27 protein-coding genes and 1 tRNA gene are annotated in these 24,325 nt (G+C 64.4%); 17 read left to right on the forward strand and 11 right to left on the reverse strand.

Features of this window, described 5'->3' with window-relative positions; all coding sequences use genetic code 11:
- Positions 1 to 126: 126 nt before the first annotated feature.
- Positions 127 to 1,038, reverse strand: coding sequence for a LysR substrate-binding domain-containing protein (locus tag QZZ02_RS09260; protein WP_291843889.1), 912 nt, complete (start codon positions 1,036 to 1,038; stop codon positions 127 to 129).
- Between the two features lie 252 nt (positions 1,039 to 1,290).
- On the opposite strand from QZZ02_RS09260, the gene QZZ02_RS09265 reads away from it, so the two are divergent.
- Both QZZ02_RS09265 and QZZ02_RS09270 read left to right on the forward strand, forming a co-directional pair.
- Positions 1,291 to 2,277 (forward strand): sodium-dependent bicarbonate transport family permease, encoded by a 987-nt coding sequence (locus tag QZZ02_RS09265; RefSeq protein ID WP_291843890.1) that lies wholly within the window; start codon positions 1,291 to 1,293, stop codon positions 2,275 to 2,277.
- A 2-nt stretch (positions 2,278 to 2,279) separates the two neighbouring features.
- Positions 2,280 to 2,597 (forward strand): hypothetical protein, encoded by a 318-nt coding sequence (locus QZZ02_RS09270; protein ID WP_291843892.1) that lies wholly within the window; start codon positions 2,280 to 2,282, stop codon positions 2,595 to 2,597.
- A gap of 83 nt (positions 2,598 to 2,680) precedes the next feature.
- Here QZZ02_RS09270 and QZZ02_RS09275 read toward each other — a convergent pair whose 3' ends face one another.
- Complete coding sequence (locus QZZ02_RS09275; RefSeq protein WP_291843894.1) at positions 2,681 to 3,421, reverse strand: carbonic anhydrase family protein; 741 nt, start codon at positions 3,419 to 3,421, stop codon at positions 2,681 to 2,683.
- Between the two features lie 206 nt (positions 3,422 to 3,627).
- Positions 3,628 to 4,158, reverse strand: a complete 531-nt coding sequence (locus QZZ02_RS09280) for a GcrA family cell cycle regulator (RefSeq protein WP_291843895.1) — start codon at positions 4,156 to 4,158, stop codon at positions 3,628 to 3,630.
- A gap of 204 nt (positions 4,159 to 4,362) precedes the next feature.
- Between QZZ02_RS09280 and QZZ02_RS09285 the strand changes: the two genes are divergently transcribed.
- The 4 genes from QZZ02_RS09285 to QZZ02_RS09300 all read left to right on the forward strand — a co-directional run bounded on the left by QZZ02_RS09285 (position 4,363) and on the right by QZZ02_RS09300 (position 8,677).
- Positions 4,363 to 5,175 carry an ABC transporter permease gene (locus tag QZZ02_RS09285; RefSeq protein ID WP_291843896.1) on the forward strand — a complete coding sequence of 271 codons (813 nt, stop codon included), beginning with the start codon at positions 4,363 to 4,365 and terminating at the stop codon, positions 5,173 to 5,175.
- An 80-nt stretch (positions 5,176 to 5,255) separates the two neighbouring features.
- Complete coding sequence (locus QZZ02_RS09290) at positions 5,256 to 6,443, forward strand: aspartate aminotransferase family protein (protein WP_291843897.1); 1,188 nt, start codon at positions 5,256 to 5,258, stop codon at positions 6,441 to 6,443.
- A 36-nt stretch (positions 6,444 to 6,479) separates the two neighbouring features.
- Positions 6,480 to 7,400, forward strand: a complete 921-nt coding sequence (locus QZZ02_RS09295; RefSeq protein ID WP_291843898.1) for an Hsp33 family molecular chaperone — start codon at positions 6,480 to 6,482, stop codon at positions 7,398 to 7,400.
- A gap of 122 nt (positions 7,401 to 7,522) precedes the next feature.
- The gene (locus QZZ02_RS09300) at positions 7,523 to 8,677 is read left to right on the forward strand and encodes a GGDEF domain-containing protein (protein ID WP_291843899.1); all 1,155 of its coding nucleotides are present in this window, start codon (positions 7,523 to 7,525) and stop codon (positions 8,675 to 8,677) included.
- On the opposite strand, the gene QZZ02_RS09305 is transcribed toward QZZ02_RS09300, so the two are convergent.
- Together QZZ02_RS09305 and apaG are read right to left on the reverse strand one after the other, a co-directional pair.
- Positions 8,674 to 10,131: a TrkH family potassium uptake protein gene (locus QZZ02_RS09305; RefSeq protein ID WP_291843900.1), complete on the reverse strand. Its 1,458-nt coding sequence runs from the start codon at positions 10,129 to 10,131 to the stop codon at positions 8,674 to 8,676. The two genes, QZZ02_RS09300 and QZZ02_RS09305, sit on opposite strands and share 4 nt — an antisense overlap.
- 66 nt (positions 10,132 to 10,197) lie before the next feature.
- Positions 10,198 to 10,590 carry a Co2+/Mg2+ efflux protein ApaG gene (gene apaG, locus QZZ02_RS09310; RefSeq protein WP_291843902.1) on the reverse strand — a complete coding sequence of 131 codons (393 nt, stop codon included), beginning with the start codon at positions 10,588 to 10,590 and terminating at the stop codon, positions 10,198 to 10,200.
- Between the two features lie 164 nt (positions 10,591 to 10,754).
- Here apaG and QZZ02_RS09315 point away from each other — a divergent pair, with 164 nt between their 5' ends.
- The 3 genes from QZZ02_RS09315 (at position 10,755) to QZZ02_RS09325 (ending at position 12,930) form a co-directional block, all read left to right on the forward strand.
- Complete coding sequence (locus QZZ02_RS09315) at positions 10,755 to 11,771, forward strand: 2'-deoxycytidine 5'-triphosphate deaminase (RefSeq protein ID WP_291843903.1); 1,017 nt, start codon at positions 10,755 to 10,757, stop codon at positions 11,769 to 11,771.
- Positions 11,772 to 11,840: 69 nt separating this feature from the next.
- Positions 11,841 to 11,914 (forward strand) — tRNA-Gly (locus tag QZZ02_RS09320).
- A gap of 92 nt (positions 11,915 to 12,006) precedes the next feature.
- A complete protein-coding gene (locus QZZ02_RS09325) occupies positions 12,007 to 12,930 on the forward strand; it encodes a hypothetical protein (protein WP_291843904.1) in 924 nt (307 codons plus the stop codon).
- 117 nt (positions 12,931 to 13,047) lie between these two features.
- On the opposite strand, the gene QZZ02_RS09330 is transcribed toward QZZ02_RS09325, so the two are convergent.
- Both QZZ02_RS09330 and QZZ02_RS09335 read right to left on the reverse strand, forming a co-directional pair.
- Positions 13,048 to 14,685, reverse strand: coding sequence for a glycosyltransferase (locus QZZ02_RS09330; protein ID WP_291843905.1), 1,638 nt, complete (start codon positions 14,683 to 14,685; stop codon positions 13,048 to 13,050).
- A 70-nt stretch (positions 14,686 to 14,755) separates the two neighbouring features.
- Positions 14,756 to 15,244: a histidine phosphatase family protein gene (locus QZZ02_RS09335; protein WP_291843906.1), complete on the reverse strand. Its 489-nt coding sequence runs from the start codon at positions 15,242 to 15,244 to the stop codon at positions 14,756 to 14,758.
- A gap of 137 nt (positions 15,245 to 15,381) precedes the next feature.
- On the opposite strand from QZZ02_RS09335, the gene QZZ02_RS09340 reads away from it, so the two are divergent.
- From QZZ02_RS09340 to QZZ02_RS09355, 4 genes are all read left to right on the forward strand, one after another.
- Positions 15,382 to 16,035: a peroxiredoxin gene (locus QZZ02_RS09340; protein ID WP_291843908.1), complete on the forward strand. Its 654-nt coding sequence runs from the start codon at positions 15,382 to 15,384 to the stop codon at positions 16,033 to 16,035.
- 141 nt (positions 16,036 to 16,176) lie between these two features.
- Complete coding sequence (locus QZZ02_RS09345; protein ID WP_291843910.1) at positions 16,177 to 16,443, forward strand: hypothetical protein; 267 nt, start codon at positions 16,177 to 16,179, stop codon at positions 16,441 to 16,443.
- The gene (locus tag QZZ02_RS09350) at positions 16,440 to 16,850 is read left to right on the forward strand and encodes a hypothetical protein (protein WP_291843911.1); all 411 of its coding nucleotides are present in this window, start codon (positions 16,440 to 16,442) and stop codon (positions 16,848 to 16,850) included. Before QZZ02_RS09345 ends, QZZ02_RS09350 begins: the two co-directional genes overlap by 4 nt.
- A complete protein-coding gene (locus QZZ02_RS09355; RefSeq protein ID WP_291843912.1) occupies positions 16,847 to 17,047 on the forward strand; it encodes a helix-turn-helix transcriptional regulator in 201 nt (66 codons plus the stop codon). Before QZZ02_RS09350 ends, QZZ02_RS09355 begins: the two co-directional genes overlap by 4 nt.
- A gap of 11 nt (positions 17,048 to 17,058) precedes the next feature.
- On the opposite strand, the gene QZZ02_RS09360 is transcribed toward QZZ02_RS09355, so the two are convergent.
- The 4 genes from QZZ02_RS09360 to QZZ02_RS09375 are packed head-to-tail and all read right to left on the reverse strand — an operon-like array spanning position 17,059 to position 20,687.
- Positions 17,059 to 18,165 (reverse strand): ABC transporter permease, encoded by a 1,107-nt coding sequence (locus tag QZZ02_RS09360; protein WP_291843914.1) that lies wholly within the window; start codon positions 18,163 to 18,165, stop codon positions 17,059 to 17,061.
- Positions 18,166 to 18,178: 13 nt separating this feature from the next.
- The gene (locus QZZ02_RS09365) at positions 18,179 to 19,105 is read right to left on the reverse strand and encodes an ABC transporter ATP-binding protein (RefSeq protein WP_291843916.1); all 927 of its coding nucleotides are present in this window, start codon (positions 19,103 to 19,105) and stop codon (positions 18,179 to 18,181) included.
- Positions 19,102 to 20,052, reverse strand: a complete 951-nt coding sequence (locus tag QZZ02_RS09370; protein ID WP_291843917.1) for an HlyD family efflux transporter periplasmic adaptor subunit — start codon at positions 20,050 to 20,052, stop codon at positions 19,102 to 19,104. Before QZZ02_RS09370 ends, QZZ02_RS09365 begins: the two co-directional genes overlap by 4 nt.
- On the reverse strand, positions 20,049 to 20,687 hold the full coding sequence (locus QZZ02_RS09375) for a TetR/AcrR family transcriptional regulator (RefSeq protein ID WP_291843918.1): 639 nt from the start codon (positions 20,685 to 20,687) through the stop codon (positions 20,049 to 20,051). The genes QZZ02_RS09370 and QZZ02_RS09375 overlap by 4 nt, the downstream gene beginning before the upstream one ends.
- A gap of 106 nt (positions 20,688 to 20,793) precedes the next feature.
- Here QZZ02_RS09375 and QZZ02_RS09380 point away from each other — a divergent pair, with 106 nt between their 5' ends.
- The 4 genes from QZZ02_RS09380 to QZZ02_RS09395 all read left to right on the forward strand — a co-directional run bounded on the left by QZZ02_RS09380 (position 20,794) and on the right by QZZ02_RS09395 (position 24,225).
- Positions 20,794 to 21,249: an ABA4-like family protein gene (locus QZZ02_RS09380; protein WP_291843919.1), complete on the forward strand. Its 456-nt coding sequence runs from the start codon at positions 20,794 to 20,796 to the stop codon at positions 21,247 to 21,249.
- A 602-nt stretch (positions 21,250 to 21,851) separates the two neighbouring features.
- On the forward strand, positions 21,852 to 23,441 hold the full coding sequence (locus tag QZZ02_RS09385; protein WP_291843921.1) for a lysine--tRNA ligase: 1,590 nt from the start codon (positions 21,852 to 21,854) through the stop codon (positions 23,439 to 23,441).
- Between the two features lie 131 nt (positions 23,442 to 23,572).
- Positions 23,573 to 24,007 (forward strand): hypothetical protein, encoded by a 435-nt coding sequence (locus tag QZZ02_RS09390; protein WP_291843922.1) that lies wholly within the window; start codon positions 23,573 to 23,575, stop codon positions 24,005 to 24,007.
- Positions 24,007 to 24,225, forward strand: a complete 219-nt coding sequence (locus tag QZZ02_RS09395; RefSeq protein WP_291843923.1) for a helix-turn-helix transcriptional regulator — start codon at positions 24,007 to 24,009, stop codon at positions 24,223 to 24,225. Before QZZ02_RS09390 ends, QZZ02_RS09395 begins: the two co-directional genes overlap by 1 nt.
- Positions 24,226 to 24,325: the final 100 nt, after the last annotated feature.

Raw genomic sequence — 24,325 nt, forward strand, 5'->3', positions numbered from 1 at the left:
CGCGAATAGGGCGTAGTTCTGGCATTCCTGTGGGCGTTCATCCGGGCTCTCCTCGATGGCTGATCGTTTCGCAACAACCAGTCTCAAGGCTTCAGCCCGGGTGAACAACCTTATGAGAACTCACAACTAGGCACTGTCGAGCAGGGAGTTCGCTGCGCTGCCGAGGACGCTGGCCAATTGCCGGAAACCATCGGTGAGTGGCGAGCCCTGCCGCCAGACCAGAGCGATATTGCGTTCGGCTGACGGCGTATCGATACGGCGATAGACCAGCACGTCATCGCGCCGGGCCTCACAGGTGACATAGAGCTGGGGCAGGACCGCCACGCCGGCGCCCAGCGCGGCCATGTGGCGGATGGCGTCAAGGCTGGTCCCTTCATAGTCGGTCGATATGAAGGCGCCCGCTGCATGGGCCAGTTCGGAGACCAGTGAGGTCAGACGGTGCCCCATGCCCAGCGTCAGGACCGGCCGCCCGGCCAGCTGGTCGAGACCGATCGGTCCTGTGTCGGCGGCCAGAGGGTCATCGCCCGGAACGGCAATCCAAAGGCTCTCCTTGAACAGGTGGGCGGACTCGGTCGGGCTGTGGTCTTCCGGTGTCGAGATCAGCACGTCCATCTGACCATCGGTGAGTTTTTCCTGCAGTTCGACCGTGGATTCCTCGCGGATCGAGAGGCGCAGGTCGGGGAAGTCGCGGTGCAGTGCGGCTGTCGCGCGCGGCAGGAGATAGGGACCGATGGTCGGTAGTGCGCCCAGTCGCACGCGGCCATAAAGCCCCATGCCACCGCTCTTGGCGATCGATTGCATGTCTTCCATCTGGCGCAACACATAGCGGGCCCGGCGCACGATTTCCGCCCCGAGCGGCGTCAGCCTCGCCCCGTAACGGCCGCGCTCGAAGACGATAACCCCCAGATGCGCCTCGGCTTCGGCGATCTGCGCGGACAGGCTTGGCTGGCTGACATGAAGCTGTTCGGCGGCGTCCGAGAAACGCCCGGTTTCCGCTGTGGCGACAAGATATTGCAGCTGCCGGAGGGTCGGTCTCATTTATAGTCTCACCCTATTCATAAGATAGATATCTTATCTTTTAGCTATTCATTCGGGGGCGTTAGTCAAGCCCTGCCTGATCGTTCCCCTGTCCTGATCAAGTGGTTCAACGCCGGTATGCGGCTATATAAGGGTGTCCCTCGCACGCGCCCGCCCCACACCGGTAGGCCCGGCCAGTCCTGCGTGTCCCCGCAAGTCCCTGGTCGGGCCGCTCCTTTTTGAAGGCCCGATTCACAACGCGAGGAAGATGACATGGATTGGCTAAGCTTGGCCGGAACGACCCTGTTCTCACCGGCCGTTCTCTTCTTTATGCTCGGATTGCTGGCGGCAATGGTGCGATCCGATCTCGCCATCCCCGAGGCCGTGGCCAAGGGCCTGTCGCTCTATCTGGTCATGGCGATCGGCTTCAAGGGCGGCGCTGAAATGGCGTTGGCAGACCCGGCCTCACTCATTCTTCTGCTGGGCGCGGGCATCGTCCTGTCCGCCGGTCTGCCCCTGATCGGATTCGGACTGTTGCGGAGCACCACTGGTGTCGACCGGGTCGACGCAGCGGCGATCGCCGCCCATTACGGCTCGATCTCCATTGTGACATTCATCGCGGCCAAGGATGCCGGAGAGGCGCTCGGCCAGCCCGGAGGCGGCTATATGGTCGCCGTGGCTGCCGCGATGGAGGCGCCGGCCATCCTGACCGGTCTCATCCTCGCCGGGCGAGCCCTGGCAAGTCCGGGGCAGGCTGCACCGGGGCTTTCCACCTCGGTCATTCGTGAAGCCTTCACCAATGGGTCGATCCTGCTGCTGCTGGGCGCTTTCGCCATCGGCTGGATCAGCGGGCCGGCCGGGATGGCCACTGTCGAGCCCTTCTTTGTCGACATTTTCCGCGGTGTGCTTTGCCTCTTCCTGCTCGATATGGGCCTGATCGCCGGCCGAGGCCTTGTCCAGCACCGCACTCTCCTGCGCTGGCCGCTGATCGGCTTCGGCCTCTACATGCCGCCCATCGGGGCGGGGATTGCGCTGGTGGCCAGCTGGCTGCTTGGCCTGACACCGGGGGATGGCGCCCTGTTGATGACCTTGTCGGCCTCGGCATCCTATATTGCCGTCCCCGCAGCCATGCGTCTCGCCCTGCCGCAAGCCAAGGCCGCGCTCTCACTGACGCTCTCGCTTGGCGTCACCTTTCCGTTCAATCTGATGGTCGGCATCCCGGTTTACGCCTGGCTGGCCGGTCGCATCCTGGAGGTTTGATCATGCAAAACTGGCAATCCAAATGCCGCGTGGAAATCCTCGCTGACGAAGTCCACATGACGAAATTCGAGACCTGCCTGGCTGCCGCCGAGGTCACCCATTGGACGGTGCGGCCCCTGGCCCGCGGGCGTCACGGCGATGACCACTGGAACCGGAGCGGCCATATTGTCGATGCTGGGCGCCAGGCGGCGCTGGTCTTCTTTGTTGGGGCACCCGAGCTCGATCCGCTCCTGGAGCGGCTGGACCCGCTTCTCCGGGCCTATTCGGCCGACCTCTATTGCCAGAAGGATTGGCTGCGGCGGTCGGTAGAGACGCCATAAACCGCACGCCCGGCCGTGAGGCAAAAGAAACGGGGCCCGACCAATCGGTCGGGCCCCGTTTTTGTTCTCCGACGACTGTCTGATCAGTCTGACAGCAGCACATAGCGGCGATGCGCCGGCAGGACCGGGCGGGCATTGTCCTCGACCAGGTCGGTGAAGGCCCGGATCTGTTCTGCCGAGGCTTCGATGGGTGTCGGGAAGACCGTCCAGCTGACAATTTCCGAGCAGGGCGGCGTGGTCAGCGAGCCCTCATAACGGAAGACCGGTTCGTCTGCCGGGATGAAGCGCTCGAGCGACAGCATGGCAGGACCCGCGCCGGACTCACCTTCGCCCGGGATGGCGGCCCAGAGTGTCTCGAGGTCCGGATGTGCTTCACCTTCCTCGAACATGACGCCGACCACGGCGAGGGCGCCGTCTTCCGAAGCGGTCACGAAGTGCACTTCCATCGGGAAGTCCTGACCATCGATGTGATGCTCGGAGCGGGCGTGGAAGTGGAATTGCAGCAGGGTGAAGTCGACGCCATTCAGCGTCAGGCCGGCATCAACGCTGTCAGCGCTGTAGGTGACGCCGTGCGCATTGCGGCTGACCTGCACACCCGAGATCGAGTTCAGCATCAGGGATGGTGCGGCACCGCTGGCGGAAATGGCGCCGGTGAGGTCGATCGGGCTTTGCTGGGTCCCCGCCGAGCAGACACCAAATTCCTCGCTCAACGAACCCCAGTGATCCGGGCCGGTATCACCGTGATAGCTCCAGTCCTCGGCACTGGCCAGGGCGGAAACAGACAGGGCGACGGCAATGCCGGTCGCGGTGGACAAGGTCTTCATGAAGGGTCTCCCAAGAGTTGATGCGGGTGAAATGGGTTGCCGCCCGATCAGTTTCGAATACCAGTTTCAAAGCACTTCCATAGGATTTGGCTATGAAAAAGTGGTCCCGGAACCGGCATGTGGTTGACCTGTGTCGAGGCAAAAAAACGGCCGCCTCGAGAACGAGGCGGCCATTGTCTGTCCCGATACCTGGGTGAGGGGTCGGGTCAGAAATTGAAGCGGCGCGTGGCGGCGATTGCGTCGAGGGCGGCCGAGGCATCGGAATTGCGGCGGCGGCGCTTCTGGCTGGGCTGGTAGGCCATGTCAGAGTGGGCATTGCAGTAGGCATGGCCAGTGTCGGCCTTGCGACCGCAGAAGCGGAATTCGGATTGCGCCGGATCGCCGATCGGCCATTTGCACATGCTTTCGCGAAGCGTCAGCACGGTGGCAAATTCGCCAGAGGGAAGAACGGCTGGCTCCACCGGCGCCGGCGCGGCAGTGGGGGGCGCTGAGGGGGAGGGGCGCGCAACAGTGCGCGCCGGCGCGGTGGTCGCCGTCGGGGTGCGCGGGCGGGAGGGTTTGGCGGTGCGGCGGGCCGGGCGCGACGGTGTCGCCCGACCTGAAAGGCCAAGACGGTGAACCTTGCCAATCACGGCATTGCGGGTCACACCACCGAGCTGTTTCGCAATCTGACTCGCGCTCAGGCCTTCCGACCAGAGTTTCTTGAGTTCTTCCACGCGTTCGTCAGTCCAAGCCATTGCCCTAGTCTCCCGTCTGGGATGCGTCTGCCTACCTTGGTGATGGTAAACCGCGCATTGCTCAATGCATGTTTAATTACACTAGATATTGTACCCACGCAGAGCAGTGCCACAAGATGGGGTTATGGTCATACCTGTGGAAAGCTCACTTGCATACCCAATCGTTAACGAAGATGGTTACCGGGAAATTAAGGGTAATTCGATATGAGTAACGTCGCCTTAACTGATTTTCCACGTCCCAAGAAGTTTGGCCTTTTCAATGTCTTGGGACTTTGGACCTTGTACAAGAAGGAAGTCCGGCGATTCCTCAAGGTCGGCATGCAGACGGTGCTCGCGCCGGTTGCGACGACGCTGCTTTACATGACCGTATTTGCGGTCGCGATCGGCGCCCGGCGGGGCGATGTCGGCGGAATTCCGTTTGCGGAGTTTCTAGCTCCCGGCCTCATCCTGATGGGATTGCTGAATAACGCCTTCGCCAATTCCGGGTCGTCGATCCTGGTGTCCAAGGTCCAGGGCAATACGGTCGACTTCCTGATGCCGCCCCTGTCGGCGCTGGAACTCTTCATCGCCTTCACGGCCGGCGCGATGACGCGCGGCATCCTTGTCGCCGCCGTCACGGCGCTCACCCTGGTGCCCTTCCTCAACATGATGCCGGCCCATTGGTGGGCGGTCTTCTATTTTGGCATCAGCGCGGCCGCCATGTTGTCGATGATCGGCATTATTGGCGGGCTGTGGGCAGAGAAATTCGATCACATGGCGGCGGTCACCACCTTCGTTATCACGCCGCTGACCTTCCTGTCGGGTACCTTCTACTCGATCACCAACCTGCCCGGACCGCTGGCAACGATCAGTCATTTCAACCCGTTCTTCTACATGATTGACGGCTTCCGCTACGGCTTCACCGGGCATGCCGACGGCAATCTCATGATCGGGGTGGTCCTGCTCGCCGCGATCAACCTTGCACTCGGCGCGCTCAGCTATGCGCTGCTGCATGCAGGCTGGCGCTTGAAGAGCTGAACGGGGCGGCCTAGAGGAGAGGCAAGGCCCGCAGCGAGACCGGGTCAAACCCGCCAGCCGGCACTCCAGGAGGATACGACATGCCCGCACCGATGATGGATACCTACGCCCCGCCGGATCTGGTCTTCGACCACGGCAAGGGCCCGCGCCTCTACACTGCCGATGGCGACGGGTATCTCGACTTCATTTCGGGCATCGCGGTGAATTGCCTGGGGCATGCGCATCCCAAAGCGGTCGCCGCCCTTACCGAGCAGGCCGGCAAGCTCTGGCACCTGTCCAACATGTTCAAGGTTCCGGCCGGCATCGAGCTGGCGGAAAAGCTGACCAAGGCAACTTTCGCCGACCGCGTCTTCTTCACCAATTCCGGTGCCGAGGCGATGGAATGTGCGCTCAAGACGGCGCGCCGCTATCACTTCGTGAACGGCAATCCGCAACGCTACCGCATCATCACCTTCACCGGTGCCTTCCACGGCCGCACCTATGGTGCGATCAATGCTGGCGGCAATCCGAAATATCTCGAGGGTTTCGGCCCGGCGATGGAAGGGTTCGACCAGGTCGAGTTCGGCGATCACGAGGCACTCAAGGCCGCTATTTCCGAAGAGACCGCGGCGATCTGTATCGAGCCCGTCCAGGGTGAGGGCGGCGTGCGTGCCGTGCCCGAGCAATGCCTGCGGGGTCTGCGTCAGCTTTGCGACGAGCACGGCCTCCTGCTGATCTATGATGAAGTCCAGTCCGGCGCGGGCCGGACCGGCAAGCTGTTCGCCCACCAGTGGGTCGACGGTGCCGAGCCGGACATCATGGCCGCAGCCAAGGGTATCGGCGGCGGTTTCCCGATGGGCGCCTGCCTGGCGACCGAAGCGGCAGCCGAGGGCATGGTCGTCGGTACGCATGGATCGACCTATGGCGGTGGCCCGCTGGCCATGGCCGTCGGCAATGTCGTGTTCGACGAGCTGACGTCTGACGGTTTCCTCGATCATGTGGTTGATGTCTCCAACTACCTGTCGCAGCAATTGCACGGCCTCATGGACCGGCATGCCGACAAGGTGGAGGAGGTGCGTGGCAAGGGTCTGCTGATCGGCATGAAGCTCAAGGCCGGCTTCGACCCCAAGAAGCTTGCGGGTCTGGCGCGTGATCGCCACCTGCTGATCGGGGCCGCGGGTGACAATGTGGCCCGCATGGCGCCGCCGCTGATCATTACCAAGGACGATGCCAGCGAGGCGGTCGCCGTGCTGGATGAAGCCCTGGCGGCGCTCGAGCCAATGGCCTGACGCTGTCGGGCCTGTATCATCGACAAGGATTCCACCGTGAGTGACCCGCTCGGAGAACACGACAATATCGTTGCCGGCTTTCAGATCGAAGGCCGCACCGTGCGCGGGCGGGTCACGCGGATGGGATCCGTGCTCGACGAGATCCTCTCGGCCCACGACTATCCCGAGCCGGTGGCGCGTCTTCTGGGTGAAGCCGTCCTGATCACGACGCTGGTCGGTGACGCGCTGAAGTTTGACGGTCGCCTGATCGTCCAGGCCCAGGGCGACGGTCCGGTGCGTTTCCTGGTCGCTGAACATGTCAGCGGCGAGGGCGTGCGCGGCTTTGCGTCGCTGGACCGCGTCGCTGTCGAGGCCGCCCTGGCGCAGGCGCCGGAACCGGATGCGATGATGACGACCCTGCTCGGCCACGGCTCTTTCGCCATGACGATCGATCATGGTCCGGACATGGACCAGTATCAGGGCGTGGTGGCGCTTGAGGGCACGAGTCTGAGTGAGGTCGCAGAGACCTATTTTCGCCAGTCCGAGCAGACGCCGACCCGTCTTCATTGTGCGATTGGCGAGATCTGGTCAGGTGATCAGGACCGGCAGTGGCGCGGCGGCGGGGCCCTGCTCCAGTCTGTCGCCGGCGATGAGGCGCGTGGCTCTGCCGACGAGGACTGGGATCATGCCCGGGCCCTGTTTGAAACCGTCGAGGATGGCGAGCTGCTCGACCCCGACCTGTCGGCCGGGGCGCTTCTCTATCGGCTGTTCAACGAGGATGGCGTGCGCCTCCTCGAGCCGGCCAGTGTCGCGAAACGCTGTTCGTGTGAGCGCGAACGACTGCGCCGCATCATTGCGTCCTTCCCGGCCGATGACCGGGCCGAGATGGAGACCGACGGGGCCATCGTGATGACCTGCGAATATTGCAATCGCGACTGGAAGTTTGATCCCCTCGAGGTCGATGGCGCGGTGTCCTGACCATTGGCCTTGATTGCCGGATCGCATTGCGGCGCAGCATAACTAGTTTGCCGACAGCAACGCTCCGGTAACGCCTCGGGCGGAGAGTGCCGACCGATCGGGGAAGGCAAGCGTCGCGCGATATGGACTCCAAGACACTCATCCTGGCGCTTGTGCCGGTCATTCTGGCTGGCGTGTTTATCCATGCAGTGAATGCGGCTATCCAGCAAAACAGTGACGGGCCGCGCTGGTGGCTGGCCGGGACGGCCACCCATGGCATCGGTCTCGGCCTGATCTCGCTGCGCGGTGTTGTCCCGGACGCCCTCGGTGTCGTGCTGGGCGACATGCTCGCGGCGGGCGGCTTCATCATCATGCTCGAGGGCGTTGCCCGGTTTGCCGGGGGGCGGGTCCCGCGCTGGCAGTCGGGTGGTCTGGCCGCGCTCATGGTGATCGGCTTTCCGGCCTTCACCTGGGGTTTGGACAGTGCCGCCCTGCGCTTCGCCGTTTTCGGCCTCGGGGTAATCATTCCCAACCTGCTCATGCTGCCCTACCTGTCGGTAATCGGACGGCGCGACGGGCAGCCCGGCGTGCGTCTGCTGCGCTATACGATCTATTATTTCGTAGCCTCGCTGGCCGTGATCTGCGCCGGGGTGCTGCTGTTCGATCCCGAACTTCCCAGCGTGCTGGCGCCAAACCAGATGGTCGCAATCGGTATTCTCTCGCTGACCGTGGTCGAGACCAATCTGGTCTTCGGCTTCGTGCTCTTGTCGGCCGGACATTCAGCCTCGGTCCTGAGGCGCGCGGCGCTGACAGATCACCTGACCGGCCTCCCCAATCGCCGCGCTTTCGAAGCGCTGGTTCACCGTGTTTTCTGCGAGGCCGCGACAGCCGGCCGGCAGTCCGCGCTGGCGGTCTTCGATGTCGATCATTTCAAGCGGGTCAACGACACGCACGGGCATGATGTCGGGGATGCAGTGCTGCAGCATGTGGCGCAGGTCCTCAACGGCGAGATCCGCGACACCGACCATGTCGCGCGCCTCGGCGGCGAGGAATTCGTGGCGCTCATTCATGCCGGAGCGCAGGCCAGTGTCGGCGAAATTGCCGACCGTGTTCGGCAGGCCGTCGAGGACGCGCCGTTTGTGCGGGACGGGCAGGTGATCGCGATCACCATCTCGGCGGGCCTCGTCGCGGTCAACGGCGATGAGCCCTCGCTGACGCGCCTGTTCAAGCGCGCTGATGAAGCGCTCTACGAGGCCAAGGGGGCCGGGCGCAACCGGGTCATTCTCGCGGCTGCCTAGGCGCGCCAGAAGCGCGGGCTGAGCAGGATGAGGACGGCGAGGACCTCCAGCCGACCGATGAACATGTTGGCCGTCAGCACCCATTTTGCCGGATCGGGCAGGCTTTCGAACGTGCCGGCCGGGCCGATGACCGGTCCAAGGCCCGGGCCGACATTGCCGAGTGTCGCTGCGGCACCGGACAGGGCCGTGACGAGGTCGAGCCCCATCGCCGAGAGCACCGCCGCGGAGACGGCGTAGACAGCGAAAAACACAAAGAAGAAGCCCAGCACAGAGTGCAGGATGCTCTCCGAGACCGGTCGACCGTTATACCGCATCGGGATGATCGCATTCGGGCGCAGCAGGCGCGCGAGGTAGCGACGTATCGCGGTGCCGGCGATCTGGTAGCGGAATATCTTGATCGAGCAGGTCGTTGATCCGGCGCAGCCGCCGATGAACATGAAGACGAAGAAGCAGGCTTGCGCGAACGAGCCCCACTGTCCGTAGTCCGTGGTGGCAAAACCGGTCCCCGTGATGATGGAGACAGCATTGAAACTGGCATGGCGCCAGGCTGCGACATCGCCAGTCGGGGTGTCTTGCAGAACCAGCACGGCTGTGAGGCCGACAGACGCGACCACGACCACCAGCATGAAACCGCGTACCTGGGCATCGCGGAGCAGTCCACCGAAGCGTCCGCGCGCCGCCAGCAGGAACAGGGCGAAGGGCAGGGAGGCGAGCACCATGAAAACGGTGGTGATCACGTCGGCGCCAAGATGGACGTAATTGCCCATGGAATTGTCCGAGGCCGAAAAACCGCCGGTCGAGACTGTCGACATGGCGTGGCAGACCGCGTGCAGCCAGTCCATGCCGACGGCGATATAGGCGAGAAAACAGATCACGGTCAGCAGCAGGTAGATGATGGCGATCCCGGCCGCGATCTGGGTCGCGCGCGGCAGCACCTTGTCCGACTTGTCGCCGGTTTCCAGCTGGAAAAGCTGCATGCCGCCAATGCCCAGCATCGGCCAGAAGGCCATCGCCGTGACGATGATGCCGATCCCGCCAATCCATTGCAGGATCGCGCGCCAGAGCAGCATGCCTGGTGGTCTGAAATCGAGGCCGGTAATGACCGTGGCGCCGGTCGTTGTCAGGCCGGAGATCGACTCGAAGATCGCATCGGTCCAGCTCAGCCCCTCGCCGGACAGTCGCAGCGGCAGGGCCGCACACAAGGACAGGGCCAGCCAGGCGCCGACAATCAGCACGAAGGCGCCGCGCGGCGGCATGTCGCCAACCGGGCCGCGCGTACCGAGGGTGACGGCGCCACCGATGAAGACGCCGATCACGGCCGACAGGATAAAGGCCGTCGCACTCTCCCGGTCACCTTCGGCAAAATCGACCAGGGCCGGCGCCAGCATGGTGGTGGCCAGCACGGTGACCATCATGCCGATCATGAAGAGGACTTGCCGCAGGGCCTGGGTCACGGTTGCAAGATATCCTGGGCCAATGACAAGGGGGCAAGGGCGCTCATCGGGTTGGCGCTCATCGGGTCAATGCAGCCAGAGCCGGTCGGACGGGCGGTCCAGCGAGAAATCGGGGATGGTGGCCGCGAAACTTTCGCCGTCGCCGCGGCGCATCTCGTAACTGCCGCGCATGAATCCGGACGGAGTCGCCAAAGGGGCGCCGGAGGTGTAGCGAAAGCGTTCCCCCGGCTCGATCACCGGCTGCTCGCCGATCACGCCCATGCCCTGGACGTGCTCGGTATGGCCGTTGGCGTCGGTGATCACCCATTTGCGGGCGATCAGCTGGACCGGTTGTTCGCCGGTATTCTCGATTTCGATCGTATAGGCCCAGACATAGCGGCCCTCATCGGGCGTGCTCTCGTCTTCGAGATAGTCAGGACTGACACTGATCCGCACGCCGCGGCTTTCGTGCTGGTACATGGAGCGCCCCTGCGACCGGGCGTGCCTGGTGCCGCCGGTCCGTGAAATTCGCCGCCATCATCAACCTGAGCGCGGACGGGCTCAACCCCCACGGTCAGCATCGCTGGACAGGGCGGGCCGGATGTTGGACATCTGCACGGCACCCGACATGCTGATCGTGACCCATGACTGACACCGGAATTCTGCCTGACCATCATCTCGCTGCCCTGTCCGGGCGGGGTATCCTGACGTCGACGAATCCCCTGGCCGACGGCCAGGTCCAGCCTGCGAGCATTGATCTGCGTCTGGGCAGCAAGGCCTGGCGGCTGCGGGCGAGCTTCCTGCCCGGTCCCGGGCGGACGGTGACCGAGCGCCTCGACGATGATCTGGTCATGCACACCGTCGACCTCGCGGCCGGCGCCGTGCTGGAGACCGGCTGCGTCTATCTGGCGCCGCTGCAGGAAGGCCTGAAGCTTCCCGAGGGCCTGACGGCCGCGATGAACCCGAAAAGCTCGACCGGCCGCATCGATGTGTTCACCCGCGTCATCACCGATCACGGCATCGCCTTCGACCAGGCACCGGTCGGCTATGAAGGCCCGCTCTATGCCGAGATATCCCCGTGCACCTTCTCGATCCTGGCCCGCGAGGGCGACCGGCTGAGCCAGATCCGTTTCCGCCAGGGCGCTCACCGGGCGCTGCGTGAAGTCACCGTTAGCGTGGATCTGGCCGGTTTCGAGGACGGCATTGTCGGCTATCGCGCCCGTCGTCATTCCGGTCTGGTTGATCTGGCCCGGATCGGCGGCCATGACGCCAGTCGCTTCTGGGAACCGCTGCGCGCGCCGGATCATCGCCTGATCCTGGATCCGGGCGAGTTCTACATCCTCGCCTCGCGCGAGGCGGTCGAGATCGGCCGCGGAGAAGCCGCCGAGATGGCGCCGATCGCTACCGAGATCGGCGAATTCCGGGCCCATTATGCCGGCTTCTTTGATCCGGGATTCGGCACGGCCGAGGCCGGCGGTATCGGTGCCCGGGCTGTGCTGGAAGTGCGCGGACGGGATGTGCCCTTTATCCTCGAACACGGACAGCCGATCGCGCGCCTCGTTTACGAGCCCATGCTGGCGCCGCCGCAGACAGCCTATGGCCAGCTCGCCTCGAACTACCAGGCCCAGGGTCTCAAACTGTCGAAATTCTTCGTGTCCTGACGGCGTCGCAGCCCGGCGTGCAAATCCGGCTTCCGCTGCGGTGATCTGTGCGTATATGCTTGGGCTCAGGCGGGTGTAGCTCAATGGTAGAGCAGAAGCTTCCCAAGCTTACGACGAGGGTTCGATTCCCTTCACCCGCTCCAGCACCTAGCGCCAGTCCTCGACCCGGCGGGTAGATCCGTCACACAACGCGTATAGCGTTTCGTGAACGTGTCGGTTCACGGGGGAGCATGCAATGTCGGGGGCGGGTGCGGCACGTGTTGCCGGGCAAGGAATTGCGCGGCTGATCTCGGCCGTGCTTGGCGTGTTTCGCACGACGGTGGGCTATCTTGCTTTCACCGCGACGCTGCTGACAGCATTGACCCTTGTGGTCCGGCGCGACTTTTCCAACGCGGTTCTCTCGGTGATCGAGGACTGGCTCGGCCAGCTCGGCCAGTTCGCCGAGATGATCGACCGCATCGTGGTCGCGTGGCATGAAATTGCCGTCGCCCCGCTTGCTGCGTATCTCGATGCGTGGCTGGGCTGGAACCTGCCGCTCCTTGTCGTGGAAATTGCCACGCTCGTGCTGTTCGCCATCGGGCCGTCTTTGCGTGCGGTGTGGACCGCGCAGACCATCAGGTCTTCAATCCGCAAACGCATGCGCTGGGTCGTCGAACTCCAGTCGGCAAAGGCGAGCCAGGCGGACGCGATCAGTGAACTCCGGAGTTTGAGGAATGAGCTGCAAACCTCCTATGACGATCGCAACTGGACGCGGGCCAAGAAGGTCGGCAAGGCGGTGGGAGGTTTGGCGCTTGCTGGCCTGAGCCTGCTGGCCGGAGCCGCGAATGTTCGTTTTGTCCAGCCGCTGGCCAAATCGGCCTGGGACAGTCTGTCCAGTTGGGACGAGGTCAAGGCCCGCATCGCCGAGCTCGGCAAGGATGTGGAAGTGCTCGAGAAGGCGCAAGCCCGGATCGAGCGCCAGATCGAGGTCATGAGCGCGCGTGACAACGATCTCATCGGCCGTCTCGTCACGGTGTCCCCGCAGGAGGCTGCGGCGCGTATCCGGGACCATGTCGCGCACCGGATGCGGCTGGCGGTCGCGCTGTCCCGCCTTGCGCTCGGTGTGGTGATGGCGGTCGTCCTCGCCTATGTTGTCGAGTGGACCTGGCCCGGGCTATGAGTGCTCCAGATGTTGTTCCTGCCTAGCGGCGGGGCCGGAATGCTGCCGGGTCCATGCCACCCAGCTCGACCAGGTGCGCCACCATCACGATGCCGACCGCGGCGGCGAGCAGGGCAATCAGGGTCCAGGGGATGAGGCGGGGGCCTCGCTCCGGGCGGACCGGCTGGCTGGCGCGCCAGCGGGCGAGGAAAAACAGCCCGATGCAGGCGGCAAGGCCAAGGAGGGTGGGGATGAGTGAAAGGTACATGGCCGCCCCGTCATGGCGCTGAGGCCGTGTTCGGTTTTCTCCCAGTGATGTGGGTCGATCAGGAGTTGGCGCAAGGCCCGCGCGGCTGCAAGTGTCTGCAACAGCCAGCAGGCCGGCATGGCGGCAAGGTCGCGGAGGCGGCAGGCCAGTCCGGCGCGTCGCATGGCGACCGCGGCACAGCCGATCGCGCTGGCATAGCCGACCAGCATGAAGGCGAGGGCTGCCAGCCCGGACGATGAGGCGGCCGGTGACAGCACCAGAATGGCAAGGCAGGCCAGGCTGAGCGGGCCGTGGATCAGGGCCGACAGCGCGGCGCCGCCCAGGACGAGGGCGCCCGGCCAGAGCCGCTTCCAGGGTGTATCCGGTCGGGTCGCCAGCACGGCCAGGGTCTGGGCATAGCCCTTGATCCAGCGCGTGCGCTGCTTGATCCAGGGGGCAAGCCGCAGCGGCGCTTCCTCCAGGGTGGTGGGCGCAATCAGGCCGCAGCGATAGCCCGCCGCATGCAGGCGCAGACCCAGATCGGCATCCTCGGTCACATTCCAGGCATCCCAGCCGCCGACCCGCAGCAGGGCGTCGCGCCGGAAATGATTGCTGGTGCCGCCGAGCGGCAGCGGCCAGCCGAGACGCTGGTAGAGCGGCAGGAGGGCGTTGAAATGGGCTGCGTATTCGAGTGCGAACTGGCGGGTCAGCCAGGTCTCTTCGCGATTGAACCAGTTCAGCGGAGCCTGGATGCAGGCGAGGCGGGCATCGCCGGCCCGGAAGGCCTCGGCGGCGCGTCGCAGCTGGGCCGGGTCCGGCCGGTCCTCGGCATCATGCACCGTGACCAGCTCGCTGCGGCACAGGCGCAGGGCATAATTGAGGGCGCGCGGCTTGGTGCGGGGCTCGCCTGGCGGCACGAGGATGATCTCGAACCGCGCATCAAGGCCGAGCGCGCGGACCGCCTGGATCGTCTCATGATCGTCGGCCTCGAGGACGCATTTGAACTGCACCCGGTCGGCCGGATAGTCGATGGCGGCCAGGCTTGCCGCCAGCTGGCCGACCACGCGGGCCTCATCATACATCGCGACCATGATGCAGGCGGTCGGCAGATCCGCGTCTGGCACAGACGGTGCAGCCTGCCAGTGCGGCGCCAGCAGCGTCGCGGCCAGGCGAAGCCCGATCAGGGCGGCAAACAGGAGGCAGACCAGACCTCCCGCCAGCGCGGCAGCCAGGCCGGGCGCAAACAGGAGCAGGGCGAAACCAGCCAGCAGGCCGAGCAGAACCGTGATGGCCAGTCCCCGCGATGCCTGGCCATGGGCGCTGAGCTGCGGTGCCCGGCGCGGCAGTCCGTAAGCCGCCTGGTCGCACCACATGTGCGCCAGCGGCCGGGGCAGCTGGGCGATGCGGGTTGGCCGGAACGCCTGTCCGCCGTCCGGCAGCCAGGGTCGGTCCTGGCGGGCTCGGGGACCGTCCCGTGCTTCGGTCCCGGGCAGAGTCCGGGACGCATCGTCGCCATCGAGTGGGGTCATGACACAGCCTCCCGCCACCTCTCATGGTGCAGGAAAGCATGATTGCACGCAAAAGGCGAGTGGGTGCGGGCTACGACTTCGGATCGATACAGGTCACAAAGCTGGGCTGGCGAAGATCGCAATCGGCAAGCTCGAACACGGCGGCCGTCGCGGTCGGGTAGCCTGGCGGCAGGCTGCGGCTGGCGCCACAAATCTGGCCGAGCTTGTGGGCGAAGCCGCCAATGCCGGGGTTGTGGCCGACCAGAAGGATGGTCCGCCCCGGTACCAGCACATCGCGCGTGGCGCGTTCCAGCATGTCGGTCGAGGCGTGATAGAGCGCCATCGGATCCTCCATCTTCGGCGCGCCCAGTTGCGGCACCAGCTGGTCGAAGGTCTGGCGGGTCCGCCAGGCGGGCGAGACAAGGGCGATATCGGCGGCAAGGCCGAGCTCGGCAAGGGCCTCGCCGACATCGCCGGCATCGCGGCGACCGCGCGGGGTCAGGCCGCGCTGGAAATCATCTTCCGCTTCGAGCCGGTCGACGGCCTTGGCATGTCGCATCAGGATCAATGTGGCAGTCATGGCGTCCGCAAGTCTGGTGGTCGGGTCGGCAGGTTCACATTCTGTCGCACCAGCCGGTTCGGGACTTGAACTCCCGGCGGACAAGGCGCACCTACTCCTAGGCCAGTTTCATCGCGTTTTGAACCGAGGAGAAAGCCATGGGCCTGTTGTTGGGCGATATCGCCCCGAATTTCCAAGCCGAGACGAGCGAAGGACCGATCAGTTTCCACGACTGGATCGGCGATGATTGGGTGATCTTCTTCTCCCATCCGGCCGATTACACGCCGGTCTGCACCACCGAGCTCGGATTCACGGCAAAGCTGAAAGACGAGTTCGCCAAGCGCGGCGCCAAGGCGATTGCGCTGTCGGTCGACAGCGTCGAGGACCACAAGGGCTGGATCAGGGACATTGAGGAAACCCAGAATGTCCGCATGAATTTCCCGATCATCGCCGACACCGACCGCAAGGTGTCCGAGCTCTATTCGATGATCCACCCGAATGCCGATCCCAAGCTCACGGTGCGGTCGGTCTATATCATCGACCCGAACAAGAAGATCCGCGCCACCTTCACCTATCCGCCGAGTGCGGGCCGGAACTTCAACGAGGTGCTGCGCCTGATCGACAGCCTGCAGCTGACCGACGGCTACAAGGTCGCCACGCCGGTCAACTGGGAAGACGGCCAGGATGTCATCGTCGTCCCGTCGATTACGGATGCCGAAGCCGACAAGCTCTTCCCCGCCGGCTACAAGAAAATCAAGCCCTACCTGCGGGTGACGAAACAACCGAACAAGGTCGACGAGCCGGCCGAATAGGCCTGCCTGACACGGGTTGAAAGGAGGCGCTCGGGTAACCGGGCGCCTTTTTCGTGGCCATGATTGTAAAGCTCCCTTGACGACAAGTTTCCTTTACACCATATAGTCAAGGTCACTTTACAAACACCACAGGAGGTATTCATGACAATGCGTGAATGGATGAAGGATTTCGGTGATGCGGGCGCGGCGCCCAGCCTGGTGTCGCTGGCCCTGTTCGCCTTGGTCTTCCTGCCGACCATTTTCCTGGCCGGCATGGCCGGACCGTCGCTCGACATTGTCCGGGATGTGATGGGTGGCCTGTCCGCTGAAATGAAAATGGCTGGCCTGACGGTCTTCATTCTCGGTGTGATGGCTCTCGCGCGGATCTTTTCGCTCCTGTTCGGCGGCCGCGACAGGGATGTGTCATGAGCGCGAGCGAAAGACAGGCGTCGGTGACCCGGCGCTATTTCTGGCGCACCTTCGTGGCGATGATCGCCTTCACGGCAATCCTCGTGGTGATCGACAAAACGCTCGACCCGTCGCGCAATGGCTGGGACGCAGCCTCGGCCTGGCCGCTGGTCGGCCTGACCTGCCTGCCGCTCCTCATCTACGGCTATGAGGTGGTCCGCTATGTCCGTTCGATCGACGAGATGCTGGCGCGCATGCAGGTGCGCGCTGCGGCAGTCGCCACGCTTGCCATGCTGTTGGCCAGCGCGATCTTCGGCGTCGCAGAGATCTATGGCGTCATGGAGCCGCTCAACATGACCATGCTGCTGCCGATCGCGGCTGTGGCGCACAGCATCGCCTCCATGGTTCAGCAGGTGCAGGTGCGATGAGGAACCGGCTGAAGGAACTTCGCGGCGAGCGGGGATGGAGCCAGCAGGCACTGGCCGACCGGCTCGATGTCTCGCGCCAGACCGTCAACGCACTGGAGACCGGCAAGTATGACCCGTCCCTGCCGCTGGCCTTCAAGCTGGCCCGGCTGTTCGGCGAACCCATTGAAAGCATTTTCGATGATGAGTGGGCGGGTTAGCGCCTGCGCACTCAATCAAGCGTCCGGCGATAGCGCAGTATCGCCACCGTCGCGATGACCGCGAAGATGATCATCAGCGGCCAGATCTGCGGCCAGACATGATCCAGACCGGCGCCCTTCAACATGATTTCCCGGACCGCCCGGATGAAATGGGTGGCCGGGATGACCTGGCCGATGGCCTGGGCCCAGTGCGGCATGGCGGCGAAGGGGAACATGAAGCCGGACAGCAGGATGGAGGGCAGAAAGGCGAAGAAGGTCAGCTGCATCGCCTGCATCTGGCTGCGCGCCAGGGTCGAGAACAAAAATCCCAGCGCCAGATTGACCAGGATGAAGAGTGAGACAGCGACCAGGAAGGCGGGCGGTGATCCAAGGAAGGGCACTCCAAAAAGGTACCGCGCGCCGGCCAGCATGATCGCCACCTGGATGAAGCCGACCACGACATAGGGCGTGATCTTGCCGATCATCACCTCATGCGGCCTTGTGGGTGTCGACAGCAGGGCTTCCAGCGTGCCGCGCTCGGCCTCGCGGGTCAGCGCCATCGAGGTCATCATGGCCATGGTCATGGTCAGGATGATGCCGAGCAGGCCCGGCACGATGTTGAGCGCGGTCCGGCCGGCCGGATTATAGCGCCGGTGGATCACGGCTTCGACGGGCGGTGTGATCTCACCGAGCAGGGGTTCCAGTGCCTGCTGCACGATGGTCGCGAAAGCGCCGCTGCCGGCCCCGGCGGCGACCGGGTCGGTGGCATCGACATCCAGCAGGATTTGCGGCCGTTCACCGCGCGCGAGGGCTCGTTCAAAGCCAGGCGGGATGGTGACGATGAAGGCGGCCTCACCGTCGCGCATGGCGTTTTCCACCGAGCTGCCGGGCCCGACCGTGCCGACCAGGTCGAAATAGTCCGAGGTTTCCATGGCCTGCAGGATGGCGCGGCTGGCCGGGCCGCTATCACCCATCTCGACCAGGGTCGGCAGATTGCGCGGGTCGGTATTGATGGCATAGCCGAACAGCAAAAGCTGCATGACCGGAATGCCGACCATCATGCCGAAGGTCAGGCGGTCACGCAGCATCTGGATGAATTCCTTGCCGAGAATGGCGAGAATGCGGGACAGGCTTTTCATGACGTGAGGCTGTTCACTTGAAATTGTCCTCAGCGCCGCTCATCAGCCAGATGAAGGCTTCTTCCAGCCCGGTCTTGGCCTCGCTCACGCTGAACCCGTCCCGCCCGTCATAGGGGCGGGCAGCAGCGGCCAGAGCTTCGGCATTGCGACCGGATATGTGCAGGGCTGCGCCAAAGCGCGCGATCTGTTCGACACCCGGAACCTGCTCCAGCGCGTCGTAGACGGGTTGCAGGCCCGGGCCCTCGATGCGGATTGTATGCAGGCCGATGCGCGCGGGGATCTCGCCCGCAGGGGCGTCGATCAGCTTTCGGCCATAGGCGATGAAGGCGATATTGTCGCATTGCACCGCCTCATCCATGTAATGGGTCGAGACCAGCACGGTGACGCCCTGTTTGGCGAGCCGCCGGATGCGGTCCCAGAAATCACGCCGCGCCTTGGGGTCGACCCCGGCTGTCGGTTCGTCGAGGAGCAGGAGGCCGGGCTGGTGCAGCGACGCCGCGGCGAGCGCAAGGCGCTGCTTCCAGCCTCCGGACAGATTGCCGGCCAGCTGTTTCGCGCGCGGCGCCAGATCGTACTCGTCCAGCGCCTGGTCGACAACATTGCGCACCTCGGGCAGGGCATGCAGGCGCGCCATGAAGGTCAGGTTCTCACGCACGGTCAGGTCGCCATAGAGCGAGAAGCGCTGGGTCATATAGCCGACCCGGGCCTTGATCTCGCGGCTCTCGCGGATGATGTCGAGGCCCAGTGCCCTGCCGCCGCCACCATCGGGCTTCAACAGGCCGCACATCATGCGGATCGTGGTCGTCTTGCCGGATCCGTTCGGACCCAAAAAGCCATAAATCTTGCCGGACGGGACAGCCATGTCGAAGCCGTCGACAACGCGGGTGCCGCCAAAGGATTTGCTCAGGCCGTGCACGTCGATGGCGAGAGCGTCAATCATTGCGCCGGCTCGAGGAAGAGCGGTGTGCCCGGTGGCGGCGTGTCGCCGCTGAAACGGGCTTCGGCGCGATAGACCAGACGCGCCCGTTCAGCGTCGGAATAAAGGATGGGCGGGGTGAACTCGGCCTCGTCATCAATCGTTGTGATTGCCGCGCGGAGACCGGACGGGCAGGCGTCGCAGCTCACATCGAGCCGGGTTCCGACCGGCAGGCCGGCGAGCAAGGGTTCCGGGATGAACAGCACGGCATGCACCGCGCCATCGGGCAGGAGCTCGTAGACCGGCGTGCCCGGTCCCGCCTGTTCGCCGACGAAGCGCAGCTGGCGATGGATGCGGGCATCGACAGGGGCGCGGACGGTGCGCAGGTCCAACCGGTAGGTGGCGGCATCGCGCTCGGCTTCGGCAGCGGCGATCTCGGCCTGTAGCGCGCGCAGCTGGTCAGCCCGGGCCGGCAGCCGGACAATGTTGAGACGCTGGCGCATTTCATCGACGCGGGCATCCGCTGCCGTTGCGGCCGCGCGGACCGCGTCGAGCCGGGCTTGCGAAACATGACCGTCGGCAAAAAGGGCCTGGCTGCGCTCGAGCGATTGGGTCGCGTCATTCCGGGCGGCGAGCGCCTGGCGCAACAGATCCCGAGCCGCCTCGATTTCCGGATCGCGGGCCCCGGCCAGCGCATCATCATAGCGCGCGGTGGCAGCGTCGATACGGGCGGTGGCGGCGGCCAGGGCGGCGATCTCGGCGGTGGCGTCCTGGCGCAGCAGTTCATCGCCACGGGCGATCCGCCCGCCTTCACGCGCAGCGGTGTCGATCACGAGGCCGGGCTGTTGCGGCGCGATGCGGATGAAATCGCCCTCGGCATAGCCGTGCAGTCGGGTATCCGGCTCGGCGCCACAGGCACTGACAAGGAGTGGCAGGGTCAGAAGGAGGGCGGGGAGGCGAAAGCGGATCATGGGGCGGCAACTCGCGGTTTGAGACCGTCAAGGAGAATGTCGGCGAGGGCGTCGGCCATCGCGGCGGGATCGGTGAGCCGGTCGGGCGGAAAGCCGAAAATTGAGGTCAGCGCCATGTGGGCGATGCCGGGACCGGCAGTGGCGCGCATGAAGGCATCGGCATCGACATCGCGGAACGCCCCGCTCCGGACACCGGCCGCCAGGAGGGCGCGCAGGGCGCGCCGGGCGACGTCCAGGACCTGGCTGCGATAATGGGCAGCGATCTCCGGAAAGCGGGCGGCTTCGGCGAACACCAGGCGCGGTGCCGCATTGATGTCGGGATCACCCATGGCTGTGAACAACATGCGCAGAAGGCCGCGAAAGGCGGCCTCCGGGTCCTGCGGCGCGCCCAGTGCGACGAGCTGTTCGGCAGCCTTGGCCAGCTGGCCGGCTGATTGCTCGACCAGCCCGTTCAGCATCGCTTCCTTGGAGGGGAAATAGAGATAGACCGCGCCTTTCGACAGCCCGGCTTCGCGGGCAATATCCTCGACACGTGCGGCGGCGAAGCCTTTCGCCGAGAACACAGAGAGGGCGGCATCAAGGATTTCATCCGGGCGGGCGTCCGGGCGGCGGCGGCGTTTCGGGAGCGCTGTCATGACCGTGTTATAACTGACTGGTCAGTCAGTAACAAGGCAGGTTGCAGATCACGAACCCGGATGATGTAGGCTGGTGCGTCCTGATCCGTCGCGGAAGGAGCTCGTGATGAGCTATGACATGCTTTACTCCGTCCTCAACCTGTCAGTCGTGCCGGCCTGGGCGCTCCTGATCCTGGCGCCTGGCTGGGCGTGGACGCAGCGCCTCGTGCACGGCGCGCTGATCCCGCTGGTCCTGGCGGCGATCTATCTGGCCTTCCTGACGCTGGGGATCGGCTTCGGCCAGTCCGACCCAGAGGCCGGGATGTCCAGTCTTGGCGCGGTGCACGCCCTGTTCTCGCACCCGGTCGGCCTGCTCACCGGCTGGGTCCATTTCCTGGTCTTCGACCTCTTCGTCGGCGCCTGGATCGTGCGCGATGCCCGCCGTATCGGCCTGAGCCGCTGGATCGTGACGCCGGCGCTGCTCTTCACCTTCATGTTCGGCCCGGCCGGATTGTTCATCCATCTCCTCGCCCGCAAGCTCAGCGGCAAGGCCGGTTGGTCGCTGGACGAGGCCGCGCCCTAACGGGAGGGAGCGCGTCGGGGGTCGCACTCCCTCCCTGGGTCCTGCATTCCGGCCGCGATCGGGGGGGCAGCGGCGCGGAACACAAAAAACCCTCCTCGAGCGAGCGCTCGGGAGGGCCAACAACCGGGACTGGGGGGTCAGTCTACCGGGTGGAAGCGTCATCCTCCGCGCGCACAACCGCTGTCGGCCAACAGGCCGGGCGGGCGAGGCGATATCGGGTCTGAACTGGGTTCATGATCGACTCTTCGTGTGCGCAGGACCGATGGGCTTGGTCCCGAACGGGGCTGACGGGATGCGGCTTATGCCGCCGCAAGTGTTCCCGTTCAAGGCGAATTTGACACGTTTGGGTTGGATCGGTGCGAAGTGTGTCTTTTGGGTGACGGTGTGTGGTGACAGGGCACCGCTCCTTGCCCTTCTCGCCCGGCAGAAAGTCTCCGGAGGGTGATGAGGGATGCTTGCTGCCGTCGGCACTTCCGCTTCAACCTGACCCACTCCCGCGGGAGCGGGAATGGGGGGGCACCAAGCCCCGCCCGCTTGACCATCCCGTGCATCCCCTCTACCTCGCGAGCCTTCTGTTCACCTGTTTGAGAAAGTTACCCGGGATGTCTGTCTCCGATCTTGCCCAAAACGCAAAAGCCTGGCCGTTTGAACAAGCGCGCCTGCTCAAGAAGCGTCTGGACAAGCTGGGGCGAAAATCCGGGCCGGTCGTGTTCGAGACCGGCTATGGCCCGTCGGGGCTTCCGCACATGGGCACGTTCGGCGAAGTTGTGCGCACCACCATGGTGCTGCGCGCCTTCGATGCGCTGACCGGCGGCGCCTATGAGCCGCAGCTGATCTGCGTCTCCGACGATATGGACGGCATGCGCAAGGTTCCCGACAACCTGCCGCAGCAGGACATGCTGAACCAGCACCTGCAGGAGCCGCTGACCGTGGTGCCCGATCCGTTCGGCACGCATGAGAGTTTCGGCGCCCACATGAATGCCCGCCTGCGCGGCTTTCTCGACGGGTTCGGCTTCACCTACACCTTCCAGTCGGCGACCGAGCTCTACAAGTCCGGCGCCTATGACGCCATGCTCCGCCGTGCCGCCGCGCGCTATGATGACATCATGGCGGTCATGCTGCCGACGCTGGGGGCGGAACGCCAGGCGACCTATTCGCCCTTCCTGCCGATCTCGCCGAAGACCGGCCGGGTCCTCTATGTGCCGATGAAGGCGGTCGATGCCGAAGCCGGCACGATCACCTTTGACGATGAGGACGGCATCGAGACCACGCTGCCGGTCACCGGCGGTCATGTGAAGCTGCAGTGGAAGCCCGATTTCGGCATGCGCTGGGCGGCCCTGGGCGTTGATTTCGAGATGTTCGGCAAGGATCACCAGACCAATGCGCCGATCTATTCGCGCATCTGCAGGATCCTCGGCGCCGAACCGCCGACGCAATTCGTCTACGAACTCTTCCTCGACCAGAAGGGCGAGAAGATCTCCAAGTCCAAGGGCAATGGCCTGTCGGTCGAGGACTGGCTGAAATATGCACCGGCGGAGAGCCTGTCCTATTACAACTTCGTCAAGCCGAAGACGGCCAAGCGCCTGTATTTTGACGTCATACCCAAGGCGGTAGACGAGTATATGCAGCATCTGGCGGCCTATGCCGGCCAGACGCCGGCGCAGCAGCTGGAAAACCCGGCCTGGCATATCCATGACGGGAATCCGCCGACCGATACCTCGCCGATCTCCTTTGCCCTGATGCTCAACCTGGCCTCGGCCGCCTCGGCCCATAATGCCGAGGTGATGTGGGGTTTTATCGGCCGCTATGTGGAGGGCGCCACGCCGGCCAGCCACCCGCTGATCGATCAGCTGGCCGGTTTTGCCGTGCAGTATTTCCAGGACTTCGTCGAACCGACCAAATCCTTCCGTGCCCCGAATGACATGGAGCGCGCGGCCATGGAGGACTTGTTGTCCCGGCTTCGTGCGATGGATGCCGGCGAGCGCGATGCGGCAAAGATCCAGGACGAGGTCTTTGCGGCCGGCAAGACCCAGGAATTCGACAATCTGCGCGACTGGTTCCAGGCTCTCTATGAAGTCCTGCTCGGCCAGTCCCAGGGACCGCGCTTTGGCTCCTTTGTCGCCATTTACGGCGTCGGCGAAACCATCAAGCTGATCGAATCCGGCCTCGCCGGCGAGCTCGCAAACCCCTGATTTCATGGAAAGGCTCGCCTCGGCGGGCCTTTCTTGTGTAGAAAAATGTTCAAAATGTTTGACACTAAGTCTGGTCCTGCTTACATAGCGTCATGTCAAAAATATCAGACACAGAGAATGGAGCGTTTGACATGAGTTTTCACGAGAAAAGCAATATCGCCATGCTGGTTGTGACCGGCGGCGCCTATGCCTGGTATTTCGCCACTTCGGCCGGCGTCCTGTTCGGCGGGGCGACAAGCCCGGAGGACGCGCTTGATCTGACCAATACGAAAATGCTGGTCACGGTCGGCATCATCATCATCGCCTCCATCGTGGCCAATATCGCCATCGCCATGGCCGCCCCATCGGAAGCCAATGAGAATGCCGACGAGCGTGACAGGCTGGTCGAGATGCGCGGCGACCAGCGTGGCGGCTTTGTGCTGGCCCTGTTCGCCCTGGCGGCAATGGCGTCGGCAATGACCGCCCAGCCCTACGTCCTGATCGCCAACCTCGTCCTGGCCGGACTGGTCGCGAGCGAGTTGGTCAAGGGCGTGTCCAAAATGGTCGATTACCGTCGGGGGGTGTGATGGCCAAATCCACCCCCATCACAAACGAGATCCGCACCCTGCGCTTTCATGCGGGCGAGATGACCCAGGCCGAGCTGGCCAGACAGGTCGGCGTGACGCGGCAGACCATCATCGCCATCGAACAGGGCAAGTATTCGCCCTCGCTGGAGGTTGCGTTCAAGATTGCCCGCGTGTTCCGCGTCGGTCTTGATGCGGTCTTCCAGTATCCGGAAGGCTAGGTCAGGCACCCGGTTGCGCGAGGAAAGGAGGCGCTGCATTTATCTGCGCGAAAGGCTGGATTTTCAGCCATTTCATCGCAATTCCCTAACCAGATGCGCC

Source organism: Maricaulis sp. (assembly GCF_015665295.1).
Classification (GTDB): Bacteria; Pseudomonadota; Alphaproteobacteria; order Caulobacterales; family Maricaulaceae; genus Maricaulis.

Coding starts and splice junctions, on each gene's coding strand:
- QZZ02_RS09330 (WP_291843905.1), bottom strand. CDS start 14,685: ATGACCCCACTCGATGGCGACGATGCGTCCCGGACTCTGCCCGGGACC.
- QZZ02_RS09390 (WP_291843922.1), top strand. CDS start 23,573: ATGAGTTTTCACGAGAAAAGCAATATCGCCATGCTGGTTGTGACCGGC.
- QZZ02_RS09375 (WP_291843918.1), bottom strand. CDS start 20,687: ATGACAGCGCTCCCGAAACGCCGCCGCCGCCCGGACGCCCGCCCGGAT.
- QZZ02_RS09325 (WP_291843904.1), top strand. CDS start 12,007: ATGTCGGGGGCGGGTGCGGCACGTGTTGCCGGGCAAGGAATTGCGCGG.
- QZZ02_RS09365 (WP_291843916.1), bottom strand. CDS start 19,105: ATGATTGACGCTCTCGCCATCGACGTGCACGGCCTGAGCAAATCCTTT.
- apaG (WP_291843902.1), bottom strand. CDS start 10,590: ATGTACCAGCACGAAAGCCGCGGCGTGCGGATCAGTGTCAGTCCTGAC.
- QZZ02_RS09355 (WP_291843912.1), top strand. CDS start 16,847: ATGAGGAACCGGCTGAAGGAACTTCGCGGCGAGCGGGGATGGAGCCAG.
- QZZ02_RS09335 (WP_291843906.1), bottom strand. CDS start 15,244: ATGACTGCCACATTGATCCTGATGCGACATGCCAAGGCCGTCGACCGG.
- QZZ02_RS09340 (WP_291843908.1), top strand. CDS start 15,382: ATGGGCCTGTTGTTGGGCGATATCGCCCCGAATTTCCAAGCCGAGACG.
- QZZ02_RS09315 (WP_291843903.1), top strand. CDS start 10,755: ATGACTGACACCGGAATTCTGCCTGACCATCATCTCGCTGCCCTGTCC.
- QZZ02_RS09265 (WP_291843890.1), top strand. CDS start 1,291: ATGGATTGGCTAAGCTTGGCCGGAACGACCCTGTTCTCACCGGCCGTT.
- QZZ02_RS09270 (WP_291843892.1), top strand. CDS start 2,280: ATGCAAAACTGGCAATCCAAATGCCGCGTGGAAATCCTCGCTGACGAA.
- QZZ02_RS09360 (WP_291843914.1), bottom strand. CDS start 18,165: ATGAAAAGCCTGTCCCGCATTCTCGCCATTCTCGGCAAGGAATTCATC.
- QZZ02_RS09300 (WP_291843899.1), top strand. CDS start 7,523: ATGGACTCCAAGACACTCATCCTGGCGCTTGTGCCGGTCATTCTGGCT.
- QZZ02_RS09290 (WP_291843897.1), top strand. CDS start 5,256: ATGCCCGCACCGATGATGGATACCTACGCCCCGCCGGATCTGGTCTTC.
- QZZ02_RS09280 (WP_291843895.1), bottom strand. CDS start 4,158: ATGGCTTGGACTGACGAACGCGTGGAAGAACTCAAGAAACTCTGGTCG.
- QZZ02_RS09275 (WP_291843894.1), bottom strand. CDS start 3,421: ATGAAGACCTTGTCCACCGCGACCGGCATTGCCGTCGCCCTGTCTGTT.
- QZZ02_RS09395 (WP_291843923.1), top strand. CDS start 24,007: ATGGCCAAATCCACCCCCATCACAAACGAGATCCGCACCCTGCGCTTT.
- QZZ02_RS09350 (WP_291843911.1), top strand. CDS start 16,440: ATGAGCGCGAGCGAAAGACAGGCGTCGGTGACCCGGCGCTATTTCTGG.
- QZZ02_RS09380 (WP_291843919.1), top strand. CDS start 20,794: ATGAGCTATGACATGCTTTACTCCGTCCTCAACCTGTCAGTCGTGCCG.
- QZZ02_RS09370 (WP_291843917.1), bottom strand. CDS start 20,052: ATGATCCGCTTTCGCCTCCCCGCCCTCCTTCTGACCCTGCCACTCCTT.
- QZZ02_RS09385 (WP_291843921.1), top strand. CDS start 21,852: ATGTCTGTCTCCGATCTTGCCCAAAACGCAAAAGCCTGGCCGTTTGAA.
- QZZ02_RS09345 (WP_291843910.1), top strand. CDS start 16,177: ATGACAATGCGTGAATGGATGAAGGATTTCGGTGATGCGGGCGCGGCG.
- QZZ02_RS09260 (WP_291843889.1), bottom strand. CDS start 1,038: ATGAGACCGACCCTCCGGCAGCTGCAATATCTTGTCGCCACAGCGGAA.
- QZZ02_RS09285 (WP_291843896.1), top strand. CDS start 4,363: ATGAGTAACGTCGCCTTAACTGATTTTCCACGTCCCAAGAAGTTTGGC.